The following is a 12,000-nucleotide window of genomic DNA, read 5'->3' on the forward strand; positions in this document are numbered from 1 at the left end:
TCCTTGCGGGAAGTCCTGGGGATTCCAGGACAACCCGCATGGGAGTCTTTTCAGACCCTCAGCGCAACCCACTTTTGTGTCGCGAAGGCTCGGGTGCTCAGGGCGCGCCGGGTTTCACCGCGCGGGTGGCGATGAAACCCTCGAAGTATTCGGAGAGTTTGTCGCCCGCGACGTGCCGGTCCTCGAAGAAGCCAGCGAGGAGGAAGCCCGCGTCGAGCTGTCCGCCCATCTGGTCCTGGAGCGAGTGCCCCACGCAGAGGGGCTCACCCTTGTCGGTGTACCTGCTGCGCTCGGCATCCGTGAGGCTGGTGAAGTCCGAGTACGGCATCTTGTACTTGAGTTGCATCACCCCCTGCTCCTGGAGGTCCGGGTCGAACAGGAAGATGACCGGGTTGCTGAAGCCCGACAGGAGCGCGCCGCCCGGACGCAGCACACGGAAGGCCTCGCGCCAGACGGGCCGCACGTCGTCCACGAAGGCGTTGGAGCACGGGTGGAAGATGAGGTCGAAGCTTCCGTCCTCGAATGCGGACAGGTCCTTCATGTCCCCCTCCACCAGCCGCAGCTCCAGGCCCTCCCGCTCCGCCACCTTGCGGTCCTGACCGAGCTGCGCGGGCGAGTTGTCCAACACCGTCACCCGCGCGCCCGCCGCCGCGAGCACTGGCGCTTGTTGTCCGCCCGCGCCCGCCAGACACAGCACCCGCTTGCCGGTGACATCACCGAACCACTCGCGCGGCACGGGCTTTGTCGGGGTGAGGACGATGCTCCACTCCCCTCGCTTCGCCGCGGCGATGACCTCTGGCGTCACCGGTACCGTCCACCGGTCTCCCGCGGCCACCTGCCGGTCCCACGCCTCGCGATTGTACTTCCGCACGTCCACGGACTCAGTCGTCATGCAGCACCCTTCCTTCCATGCCTCCCGCCACGGTGATGACCTCACCCGTCACATGGCCGGAGATGCGATCCGATGCGAGCGTCACCACAACGCGCGCAACATCCTCGGGCTGGCCCACCTTGCGCAACGGCATGGTGCGCGTCACCCGCTTCACGAAACCCTCGGCCTCCAGCTTGGCGCGGTTGCGGTCCACCTCCGTCCAGCCGGGGCAGACCACGTTGACGCGCCCCAGCGGGGCGATGCGACCCAGCTCGTTCTTCAGGCTGCGCACGAAGCCGCTCGCGAGCGCGCCCTTCGCCGCCGCGTAGTCGGCGTGCCCGGCCTCGCCGAACAGACCCGCCGTGGAGCTGACGATGACGATGTTGCCCACGCCCGTGGTGGACACGTGCCGGAGGAACGCGCGGCAGCACAGGAAGACGCTGTCCAGGTTCTCCGCCAGCGTGCGGCGCCAGCGCGCCAACGACATCTCCCAGACGGGCTCATCCGGGGCGGGCCACACACCCGCGTTGCACACCAGCACGTCCAGCCGGCCCAGCGCGGCCACCGACGCGGGCACGAGGGCATCCACCTCCGCCTCCACCGTCAGGTCCGCGCCCACCGCCGCGCCGCCCACCTCACTGGCGAGCTTTCGCGCCTGCGCCTCGCGAGAGCGGTAGTGCACCGCCACCTTCGCGCCTTCGTCGGAGAACGCTCGGACCAGCGCGATGCCAATACCGCCCGCGCCGCCCGTCACCAGGACGCCTTTGCCCCTCAGCTCCGTGTCCATTCAGATGGCTCCTCGGAAGACATGGGGCCCTGTCGCGCCGGAATCCGGACAGACGGGTGGCGTCCGGCTGCTGCCGACGCAAAAGGCCCGCGGTTGCTGACATGGAAAAGAAAACCGCCGACGCGAGGAAGGCGCGTCGGCGGGAGTTCATCAGCTCAGGCGCAGAAGCTTGCGCGCCTGCTCTGGCGTCGCGGGCTCGCGGCCATGGGCCCGGGCGCGTTTGGCGGCCTCGGCCACCAGCTCCCAGTTGCCCTTCGCGAGCACGCCCTTGGACACGTAGATGTTGTCCTCCAGGCCCACCCGCGCGTTGCCGCCTCGCTTCGCCGCCTCGTCCACGAAGGGAAGCTGGTGACGGCCCACCGCGGCCACCGTCCAGGTGCTCCCCTCCGGCAGCGAGGCAATCATGAAGTCCAGCACCTCCGGCCGCGCCTGCAGCGTGCCCGGCACGCCGAGCACGAAGTCGAAGTGCGCCGGCAGGTCCACCAGGCCCTCCTTCGCCAGATAGCGGGCCTCGTCGAGCATGCCCACGTCGAAGCACTCCAGCTCCGGCCGGAGGCCCAGCGCCTTGATTCTCTTGGCGATGTCCCGCACCAGCGGGCGCGGGTTCCAGAACACCTCTTCGCCGAAGTTCACCGTGCCCGTGGTGAGCGTGGCCATGTCCGGCCTGTCCTCTCCCGTGAGCGTCAGCGGGCCACAGCGCTGGTCCACCGTCATGCCCACCGCGCCTCCGGTGGACGTCTGGATGAGCACGTCGGTGCGCTTGCGGATGGCCCGGATGGCGGCCCGGAACAGCTCCGCGTCCTGGGACGGTTTGCCGTCCGCGGTGCGCACGTGCAGGTGCACCATCGCCGCGCCGGCCTCGCGACAGCGCAAGGCGTCCTCGGCGATCTCCTCGGCGGTGATGGGCAGGTGCGGCGTCTGCTCGCGCGTCGTCTCCGCGCCCACCATCGCCGCGGTGATGACCATGGGAGTGCTCATCGCTGGCCTCGCTGCTTGTCCTTGGGAACCACGCAGGTGCCCGAAGCACGGCACACCACGACAGGCTCCGGCAACAGGTCCGCCGCCGAATCATTCACATCCGTGCGAGGCCGGATGACCTTGCGGGCCTCGAAGCGCATCTTCCGCGACGTGTTGCCCGCACTGATGATTTCGCCCTCCGCCTCGATGAAGTCTCCCGCGTACACCGGCGCCAGGAACTCCACCGAGTCGTATGCGCGGAACAGGCCCTCGTCGCCGTCCGCCCGGATGCACAGCTCCGTGGCCACGTCGCCGAACAGGCCCAGCATGCGCGCGCCGTCCACCAGGTTGCCGCCGTAGTGCGCGTCGTGGCTGCTCATGCGTAGGCGGATGATGGCCTTCGTCCCAGTGCTCACGTCGGCTCTCCCTGGTAGTGCGCGTCCTTGGGCTCCTTGCCTTCCTTCTTCAGGAGCGCATGGACGATGTAGTTGGCCACGTCGGACGGCTTGGTGCCCGGCCCGAAGCCGGCGTCGAAGCCCAGCTCCAGCGCCAGCTTGTGGTCCACGCGCGGGCCGCCCAGGAGCAACTGCACCTTGCCGTGGATGCCCGCCGCCTTCGCCGCGTCGATGAACTGCCGCGAGTTGTCCTTGTGCACGTCGCGCTGCGTGACGACCTGGCTCACCAGGATGGCGTCGGCCTTCTTCGCCACCGCCTTCTTGATGAGGTCCTCGTTGGGCACCTGGCTGCCCAGGTTGAACGCCTCGAACCCGGGGTAGCGCTCCAGGCCGTAGTCGCCCGCGTAGCCCTTCATGTTCAGGATGGCGTCGATTCCCACCGTGTGAGTGTCCGTTCCCGTGCACGCGCCGAACACGACGATGCGACGGCCGACCTTCTCCTTGATGAAGGCGTTGAGGTCGTCGAAGGACATCTTCTTCACGACGACTTCCGGCACGTCGATTTCGGCGTAGTCCAGGTACATGCCCGAGCGGGCGTACACGATGAAGAACGTGTAGTTGTCGGCGGCGCGCTCGGCGGCGGCGACCTTGACGTCGGAGAACCCCATCTTCTTCGTGAAGACGGCGGCGGCCTCCTTGGCCTTCTCCGACAGGGGCACCGGCAGGGTGAACGACAGCTGCACCACGCCGTCGTCCCGACGGTCTCCGTAGGGACGGATGATCTGCTTGCTGGGCTTCACCATCGGATCATTTCCCCCCGGCCCGCTGAATCTTCACGCTGGTGCCCACCTTGTCGGCCAGCGCGGCGAAGCGCTCCTTCTTGCGCTGCTCCAGGTGGAAGACGACGGACCACGTCGTGCGCCCATCGCACCCGACGTACGTCACCGTGTCCACCACCCCGCCGTTCGTCGAATTGTCCGAGTCCAGCCGCTTGGCCGCCGGCTGCCCGCCCACCTTGAGGCGCTCCCAGTTGGCCCCGCCGATGCCGGCGACAATCTTGTCCACGCAGACCTGGGCTTTCATGCCCGCGGTCTGCACCGAGCCCACGTCCACCAGGAAGTACGCGTCGCCGCTGGGCGCGGTGAACTTGGTCGTCCCGTCCTCGACGGAGCGGTTCCACGCGGCGGGAACCTGCACGCCCACGTTCTTCACCTGGAACTGCGCCAGCGAGTCCGCCGAGCCGCCCGCGGCCATCACCACGGTCAGGATGGTACCGAGCATCATGTTGCCTCCAGGATTTCCAGGAACGGGTTGAAGTAATCGGGAGCCTTCTCCATCACGCCATCCAACCCCTTGCCGCCGGTCTCCTCGCGCTTCACGTCGCCGAAGTGACCCTTGCCAATGGCCGCCACCATGCCCTCGTCGCGGCACTCCTGGAGCAGCTTCATCGCCTGGCCGAACACCTCGCGGGCCCGGTTGGCGATCTTCCCGTCCTCGCGAACGGTGAACTCCTCGTCGATGCCCCGCGCGGCGCGGTGGATGTAGTTGGCGGACTTGAGCGCCACGAACCGGTCCGCGAGCAGCGGCGTGTGCATGGCCTCCGTCATCATGCCGAGCAGCTGGATGCCCTGCTTCGTCCAGATGGCCACCAGGTCCGCCATCACGTCGTACGCGTGGCTGAAGAAGATGTCCGTCTCCTTGTGCTTGGTGGGCGGCATGTACTTCAGCGGCGCGTCCGGGAAGCAGCGGCGCACCAGCATCGCCTGCGACAGCTCCAACAGGAGCGTGTCGTCCCGGTACGGGTCGATCTCGTACGAGTGGCCGATGCCCAGCTGCCAGTCCTTGAGGCCCGCGCGCTTGGCGAAGCACTCGTTGATGAACTGGCTGGCGATGACGGTGTGGGCCGCGTCGTACGCGTCCGCCGTGGTGATGTAGTTGTCCTCGCCGGTGTTGATGATGATGCCGGCGAGCGCGCAGATGCGGCGGCTGAAGTACTGGTCGATGAAGGTGCGACGCATGTTGATGTCGCGGAAGAGGATTCCGTACATCGCGTCGTTGAGCAGCATGTCCAGCTTCTCGTAGGCCGCGCAGAAGGCGATCTCCGACATGCACAGGCCGGACGAGTAGTTGGTGAGCTGGATGTAGCGCTTGAGCTTGCGGCTCTCCTCATCCAGGGCCTCGCGCATGATGCGGAAGTTCTCCTGGGTGGCGTACGTGCCGCCGTAGCCCTCCGTCGTCGCGCCGTGAGGCACGTAGTCCAGCAGGGACTGCGCGGTGGAGCGGATGACGGCGATGACGTCCGCACCCGCCTGGGCCGCGGCCCGAGCCTGGTCCACGTCGTCGTAGATGTTGCCCGTGGCGACGATGACATACTTGTGCGGCGCCGGCGACATGGGGAACTGCTGGCGGAGCGCGTCGCGCGCGGCGAGGCGGGACTTCATGTCCTCCAGGGCGGAGCGGGCTTCCGCGCGCACCTCGGCGCGGAGGTTCTGTTCGACTTCCGGAGACAGGGGACCCAACTTGTCCGTCGGCAGCGCCGTCAGCCGCTCCACGGCCTCCAGCGGGCTCTTGGCGCCCAACTGGAGCGCCCGGCCATACCAATAGGCTGCGCCCCGGTTGAGCACCCCGGCGGCCTTGAGCTTGTCGACCATCAGGTTGGCGAGCGGAACCCCCCGCGCGCCGGCCCCGGAAATACCGAAGAAGCGCAACACGGTGCGCTCGATGGATACAGTGGTGTTACGGCGGATGAGGTCGAAGATCGGGTTGACGATCTCTTCCGCCAGAGTGCGCGCGTGCGCAATCTGCGCGTCGTCAATGAACGGGCCAGGCATCCGCGCACCTTACCCGCCCAAACGCCTACAGGAAGCGCCGAAGCAGACCCCGAACGCGCTGCCGCACCGCATTATCGGTTCTGGAGCCAACGCACCGAAAAAGCGATGATCCCCTGCACCGAGCAGGCGGTGTTTCCACCGACATGCCGGTGAGTGGCGTTGTTGGCTTCGTGACAAGCCTTTGGATTTATTGGAATCCAGGAATCGGCACGGCGCGTGCTCTGGAGCGGTCCGCCTCATCCCCCGAGAGGAGACTTCGAATGAAAACCCGCTCCCTGTTGCTGTCGGCCGTGTTGCTCAGTGGTCCTGCCTTCGCAGCCAATCCGCCGCCCCTCACCACGGACACCGGTGCCGCCGTGGGCACCAATCAAAGCTCCAAGACGGCCGGCCCGCGCGGCGGCATCTTGCTGGAGGACTTCCACCTCATCGAGAAGCTGGCCCGGTTCGACCGTGAGCGCATCCCGGAGCGCGTCGTCCACGCGCGTGGCACGGGTGCCTATGGCGTCTTCGAGAGCTACGGCAACTTCTCCAACCTGACGCGCGCGTCCGTCTTCTCCAGCAAGGGGAAGAAGACGCCCCTGTTCGTGCGCTTCTCCACCGTCATTCATCCGTCCGGCTCGCCGGAGACGCTGCGAGACCCACGCGGCTTCGCGCTCAAGTTCTACACGGACGAGGGCAACTGGGACCTGGTGGGCAACAACCTGCCCATCTTCTTCATCCGCGACGCCATCAAGTTCCCGGACATGGTGCACTCGCTCAAGCCGTCGCCCATCAACAACAAGCAGGACCCGAACCGCTTCTTCGACTTCTTCTCCCACATCCCCGAGTCCACGCACATGCTGACGCAGGTGTACTCGGACATCGGAATCCCGGCGAACTACCGCCAGATGAACGGGCATGGCGTCCACGCGTTCAAGTTCGTCAACGCCAAGGGTGAGTACCGCTACGTCAAGTTCAACTGGGCCTCGCAGCAGGGCGTCAAGAGCCTGACCTCCGAGGAGGCCGCGCGCACCGCGGGCGAGGACCACCAGCACGCGACGACGGACCTGTATGCGTCCATTGGCGCGGGCAAGTTCCCCGCGTGGGAGCTCTCCGCGCAGGTGTTGGACCCCAAGGACCTGGACAGCTTCAGCTTCAACCCGCTGGACCCGACGAAGATCTGGCCGGAGGACAAGGTGCCTTCCGTCAAGCTGGGCAAGTTCGTCCTCAACAAGATGCCGGACAACTTCTTCGAGGAGACCGAGCAGGCCGCGTTCTCCCCCGGCGTGCAGCCCTCCGGAATCGAGCCGTCCGAGGACCGCCTCCTCCAGGGCCGGCTCTTCTCCTACGCGGACACGCAGCGCTACCGCGTGGGTGCCAACTACCAGTCCCTCGCCGTCAACCGCTCGCGCGCCGCGGTGAACAGCAACAACCAGGCGGGCAGCATGAACATCGCCAACACGAAGTCGGACGTGAACTACGAGCCGAGCATCGCCCGTGAGTCGCAGGAGTCCCCCGCCGACCTCTTCTCGCGCGCCGCGCTGTCCGGCACCACGCAGCAGCAGCCCATCGAGAAGACGGACAACTTCTCGCAGGCGGGCGCCTTCTACACGGCGCTCGACGCGGCCACGAAGGACCGGCTGGTGAAGAACCTGGCCGCGGACCTGGGTCAGGTGCGTGACGCCCGCGTGAAGGCGCGCATGGTCGGCCACTTCTACGTCGCCAACGCGGAGTACGGCACCAAGCTGGCCAACGCGGTGGGCGTGAAGGTGGATGACGCTCGCGCCGCCGTGGCCCCGCTCGCCACGCGCTGAAGCTCGCGGTGATTCACACGGGTCCCGGCGCCAGGGTGTCGCCGGGCCCCCTTGAGAGACGGCCGGGGAGTGTCCAGGGAAGGCGCGCTCCCCGCGAGGTGGCCTCCCCCGCCCCGGCCTTCTCATCCGACTTCGTCTGGAGGACGACCATGTTTCGCAAGGTGCTGCTCGGAGCCCTCGGTCTCCTGGTGCTGGTGTGCGCGGTGCTGACGGCCGCCTGGTGGTCCCTGCGCGCGGAGCCCGCGCCCCAGGGGCGGATGCTGGCCACGAGCGAGGCGGAGAACTACCTGCTCGCCGCCGCGCGCGTCGGTGACACGGAGATTGTCACGGGGTTGCTGAAGGCCGGAACCCCCGTGGAGGCTCGCGACTCGCGGGGCTTCTCGCCGCTCATCCTCGCGGCGTACCACGGCCATCTGGACACCGTGCGCGCGCTGCTCTCGGCGGGTGCGGATGCATGCGCGGGCGACAAGCGCGGCAACACGGCGCTGATGGGCGCGGCCTTCAAGGGCTACGGCGACGTCGTCGCGCTGCTGAACCAACAGCCGTGCGCCGTGGACCAGGCCAACAGCCTGGGCCAGACGGCGCTGATGTTCGCCTCCCTCTTCGGGCGGCGGGAAGTCGTGGACCAGCTCCGCGAGAAGGGCGCCTCTCCCGAGGCTCGCGATGCCAGTGGCCGGAGTGTCGGCGACTGGGCGCGGACGCAGACCGAGCCCCAGGCACCCGTGGCGCCCGAGACCGATGGCGCGTCCTCCGCCGCGAGGTAGTGCGACACGACGCTCACGTCGCGACCGATGGCCTCGCGGAGGATGCGGCGACAGGGGCCTGACGCGCGGGGAGCAAGCCGCTCTGGACGGGCTTGCGCCCCGCTGGCTCGCTCAGACGTAGCGCGTGGCGAAGAGCTGGAGCAGCGCCGGCTCCGTGCGCAGCAGCGCCAACGTCAGCGAGGCATGACCGGGCACGTAGCCGTTGCCCACCAGCATGGTGACGTCCTTGCCCACGCCCTCGGCGCCGAGCGCCGCCGTCGTGAAGCTGGTGGCCATGGAGAAGAAGATGGCCGTGCCGCCATCCTTCACCGAGAGAATGGTGGCCATCTCCGTGTTGCCCACGCTGGCGCAGTTCACCACCAGGTCACAGAGCTGCCCATCCGTGGCCTGGCTCACCGCCTCCATCACGTCCACGCCCTGGGTGGCATCCACCTTCAGCGCCACGTCACACAGGCCGATGGACGACAGCATGTCGAGCGCCGCCTGGGACACGTCCAGCGCGATGAGCTTGCCCCGGCTCTCCAGGTTGCGCCGCGCCTGCGCCAGACACAGCGCCCCGCTCTTGCCCGCGCCCAGCACCGCCACCGTCATGCCCGGCCGCACGTAGCGCGCCACCAGCGCGGGCGCGCCGCACACGTCCAGCGCCGCCAGCGCCAGCGTGTCCGGGATGTCCGACGGGAGCTTCGCGTAGATACCGCTGGCAAAGAGCACCGCGTGCCCTCGAATGTCCAGCCGGTCGATGTCCACCTGGACGGCCTTCACCTCTTCAATCACCAGCGGAGTCAGCGTCAGGCTCACCAGCGTCGCGATGCGGTCTCCAATCTGGAGCTGCCCCTTCGCCGGGTGCTTGGCGCCAATCTCCTTCACGCGGCCAATCAACATGCCGCCCGAGCCCGTGACGGGGTTCTGCATCTTCCCCCGCTCCCGGACGATCTCCTGGATGCGCTCGCCGATGCGCGCGGGGTCGCCGCCCACCTCGCCCTTGATCTGCTTGAAGGAGGCCGCGTCGATGTTGAGGCTCTCCACGTCGATGAGCACCTCCGAGTCGCGGCACGGCAGCGAGGGGTCCAGCTTCCGCGCACGCTGCGGCAGCACACCCTTCTCACCGACGACGCGAGACAGCCCGTAGAGGTCGTTGCTCATGTTCCCATCTCCCTGAAGGTCTTCCCGCACCTGCCACCGAGCCACCGTGGCGCGCGGGCGCTCTGCCTCTACCCGCTCCCCTGGGGCAATGGCCAGCGCAACGTCACGCTTCCGAGGGATGACGTCACGCGGCAATCAGTCCCGGGGCCCCACGTCCCATGAGGCCCGTCCAGGACCGACGCCGCGCCCGGTCCGCTACTCCCGCGCGAGCTTCGGCAGGAGGACCGACAGCGACCGCTCGAAGCGATAGCTCACGCCGGAGTGGCCGTCCTCGAACTCCTCGTGCACCAGCTCCACGCCGGCGTTCTTGAGGTCGTCCGCCAGCATCCGCGTGCCCCAGCGCATGTTGAACTCGTCTCGGGTGCCGCAGTCCAGGAAGACGGTCTTCATCTTCCGGTAGGCGTCCAGGAACTTGGGCACGAAGCGCACCGGGTCATGCACCAGCCACCGGTTCCACACGTCGATCTTCAACCGGCCCGTCTGCGCGTCGAAGGGCAGCTCCAGGTTGAGCGGCTCTCCCTTCTTCGGCGAGTACGCCGCCGCCATCGCCAGCGTGTTCACCACCGGAAAGTCATCGCCGCGCATCTTCGTCTCGCGCACGCGCTGGCGGAACTCGCCCTGCCAGGCCTCGATGCCTCCGGCCTTGAGGAGCACGCCCGCCGCCTTCGGCAGGTCCGGCAGGTAGCAGTACTCGAAATACGAGTCCGCGGAGTGCGCGCCCAGGTGCGAGAAAATCTCGGGGTGGTAGCGCCCCATCACCAGCGCGCCATACCCGCCCGAGCTGTGTCCCAGCACGGCTCGCGACGCCGCCTTGGGCAACGTGCGGAAGGTGCGGTCCACGAAGCCGACGATGTCCTTGGCCAGGTAGTCCCGGTAACGGCCGATGGCGTCGCTGTTGATCCACTGGCTGCCGCCCAGGGACGTCCAGCCATCCGGGAACACGCCCACCACCGGCGGCACCGCGCCAGACTCGATGAGCGCGTCCAGCCGCTCGGGCACGCTGGGCGCGAAGCCCGAGGCATTCGTCCAGCTGCCGCCGCCACTGCCAAACGCGTGCAGGAAGTACACGGCCGGATAGCGTCGGTCTCCCTCGCCATACCCTGGCGGCAGGTACACGGTGAGCCGCCGCCGAGCCGGGTCGCCCAACGGATTGGACTCCAACGCGGGCGACTGCACCTCGCGCGTTTCCAACAATCCCCTCATCTGAGTCTCCCCCCCGAGGCCCCGCTATGCGCGCGAGCCCGGGTTCTTGCCGAAGATCTTCATCACGGCTTGCAGGTCCTCCCACGCCTTGCGCTTCTCCGCTGGATTGCGGAGCAGGTACGCGGGGTGGAAGGTGGGCATGAGCTGAATGCCCTCATAAACGCGCCAGGCACCACGCATTCGGGTGATGGGCGTCGAATCGCGCAGCAACGTCTGCGCCGCGAACTTGCCCAGGGCCACGACGACCTTGGGCTGGATGGCAGCGAGCTGCGCCCGGAGGAACGGCTCACACGCGGCGATCTCGTCCGGCTCCGGATTGCGGTTGCCTGGAGGCCGGCACTTCACCACGTTGCAGATGTAGATGTCGTCGCGACGGAAGCCCATCGCCTCGATCATCTTCGTCAGGAGATCTCCCGCGGCGCCCACGAAGGGAACGCCCTGCAGGTCCTCGTTCTCGCCCGGCCCCTCGCCGACGAACACCAGCTCCGCGCGAGGATTGCCCGTACCGAACACGATGTTCTTGCGGCCCGAGCACAGCTTGCAGCGCTGGCAGTCCCCCAGCTCGCGACGCACCTGGTCCAACGTCGGCCGCTCACCGTCGACACTCCCCGGCAGCACGGTGGTTCCGCCCGGAGACGACCGGGGAACGTCGAGCAGCATTCCGGCGCTCGCGGGAGCGGAGGGACGAGACATCGGCGCGCGTGCCGCCACGGGCGCCTCCGCACGAGGAGGCGGGGGCGCATCGACGAGCGGACGCGACACGGGCGCCGCGCGGCTCGAATCCGGGGGACTCGCGGGAGGGCCAGGTCGACGCTCGGCCATCGAGGGCGCGCTCGGAGGCGTCGCACCGGGCAGCACCTGCGCGGGGCCGGGACGGCGCTCGGCCATGGGGGAATCGACGGGGGGCGTCGCACCGGGCGAGCCCTGCACGGGGCCAGGTCGGCGCTCGGGCGCGGCAGCCGTGGGCTCGGCCGCACCACCGGGCCGAGCAAATCGCGAACGCATGGAGGGGGCGAGGCGCTGAAGCTCGGCCGCCGCCTTCGCGTCGATCATCAGCAACCGGCCAGCACCGTCCTCCTGCCAGAGCAGGTGACGGCGCACGTCCTCGAGCACGGCGCTCAGTTCCTGCGAGGCATCGGGCGAGTCGTCGTTCACGGTGGTGGATCGGTATCGGACGACGGGACCGAGCGCAAGGAAGCGGTCATCCTTCGCGACCGTACGCCTCTCGCCACGGCGGGCCCACCGGCACCCACCGG

Annotated in this window: 12 protein-coding genes; 2 read left to right on the plus strand and 10 right to left on the minus strand. The window is 68.2% G+C overall.

Annotation, left to right across the window (positions count from 1 at the left end; all coding sequences use genetic code 11):
- Positions 1 to 97: 97 nt before the first annotated feature.
- The 7 genes from HUA74_RS26760 to HUA74_RS26790 all read right to left on the minus strand — a co-directional run bounded on the left by HUA74_RS26760 (position 98) and on the right by HUA74_RS26790 (position 5,841).
- A complete protein-coding gene (locus HUA74_RS26760; RefSeq protein ID WP_174456808.1) occupies positions 98 to 892 on the minus strand; it encodes a class I SAM-dependent methyltransferase in 795 nt (264 codons plus the stop codon).
- The gene (locus tag HUA74_RS26765) at positions 882 to 1,658 is read right to left on the minus strand and encodes an SDR family NAD(P)-dependent oxidoreductase (protein WP_174456809.1); all 777 of its coding nucleotides are present in this window, start codon (positions 1,656 to 1,658) and stop codon (positions 882 to 884) included. Before HUA74_RS26765 ends, HUA74_RS26760 begins: the two co-directional genes overlap by 11 nt.
- 150 nt (positions 1,659 to 1,808) lie before the next feature.
- On the minus strand, positions 1,809 to 2,636 hold the full coding sequence (locus HUA74_RS26770) for a 3-keto-5-aminohexanoate cleavage protein (protein ID WP_174456810.1): 828 nt from the start codon (positions 2,634 to 2,636) through the stop codon (positions 1,809 to 1,811).
- Positions 2,633 to 3,031 (minus strand): hotdog fold domain-containing protein, encoded by a 399-nt coding sequence (locus HUA74_RS26775; RefSeq protein WP_371745792.1) that lies wholly within the window; start codon positions 3,029 to 3,031, stop codon positions 2,633 to 2,635. Before HUA74_RS26775 ends, HUA74_RS26770 begins: the two co-directional genes overlap by 4 nt.
- Positions 3,028 to 3,813, minus strand: coding sequence for an OAM dimerization domain-containing protein (locus tag HUA74_RS26780; protein WP_141646620.1), 786 nt, complete (start codon positions 3,811 to 3,813; stop codon positions 3,028 to 3,030). The genes HUA74_RS26775 and HUA74_RS26780 overlap by 4 nt, the downstream gene beginning before the upstream one ends.
- 4 nt (positions 3,814 to 3,817) lie before the next feature.
- Positions 3,818 to 4,294: a hypothetical protein gene (locus tag HUA74_RS26785; RefSeq protein ID WP_141646621.1), complete on the minus strand. Its 477-nt coding sequence runs from the start codon at positions 4,292 to 4,294 to the stop codon at positions 3,818 to 3,820.
- Entirely contained in the window at positions 4,291 to 5,841 is a 1,551-nt protein-coding gene (locus HUA74_RS26790) for a lysine 5,6-aminomutase subunit alpha (protein WP_141646622.1), read from the minus strand. Before HUA74_RS26790 ends, HUA74_RS26785 begins: the two co-directional genes overlap by 4 nt.
- A 260-nt stretch (positions 5,842 to 6,101) precedes the next feature.
- On the opposite strand from HUA74_RS26790, the gene HUA74_RS26795 reads away from it, so the two are divergent.
- Positions 6,102 to 7,634 carry a catalase gene (locus HUA74_RS26795; protein ID WP_174456811.1) on the plus strand — a complete coding sequence of 511 codons (1,533 nt, stop codon included), beginning with the start codon at positions 6,102 to 6,104 and terminating at the stop codon, positions 7,632 to 7,634.
- A 149-nt stretch (positions 7,635 to 7,783) separates the two neighbouring features.
- Entirely contained in the window at positions 7,784 to 8,398 is a 615-nt protein-coding gene (locus HUA74_RS26800; protein WP_174456812.1) for an ankyrin repeat domain-containing protein, read from the plus strand.
- 111 nt (positions 8,399 to 8,509) lie between these two features.
- Here the strand turns inward: HUA74_RS26800 and HUA74_RS26805 are convergent, their stop codons facing one another.
- The 3 genes from HUA74_RS26805 to HUA74_RS45895 form a co-directional block, all read right to left on the minus strand.
- Entirely contained in the window at positions 8,510 to 9,541 is a 1,032-nt protein-coding gene (locus tag HUA74_RS26805) for an L-erythro-3,5-diaminohexanoate dehydrogenase (RefSeq protein WP_141646625.1), read from the minus strand.
- A gap of 195 nt (positions 9,542 to 9,736) precedes the next feature.
- The gene (locus HUA74_RS26810; protein WP_174456813.1) at positions 9,737 to 10,744 is read right to left on the minus strand and encodes an esterase family protein; all 1,008 of its coding nucleotides are present in this window, start codon (positions 10,742 to 10,744) and stop codon (positions 9,737 to 9,739) included.
- 24 nt (positions 10,745 to 10,768) lie between these two features.
- Positions 10,769 to 11,899 carry a uracil-DNA glycosylase family protein gene (locus HUA74_RS45895; RefSeq protein WP_174456814.1) on the minus strand — a complete coding sequence of 377 codons (1,131 nt, stop codon included), beginning with the start codon at positions 11,897 to 11,899 and terminating at the stop codon, positions 10,769 to 10,771.
- Positions 11,900 to 12,000 lie beyond the last annotated feature (101 nt).

The sequence above is a fragment of the Myxococcus sp. CA051A genome, from assembly GCF_013336705.1.
Taxonomy (GTDB): Bacteria; Myxococcota; Myxococcia; order Myxococcales; family Myxococcaceae; genus Myxococcus; species Myxococcus llanfairpwllgwyngyllgogerychwyrndrobwllllantysiliogogogochensis.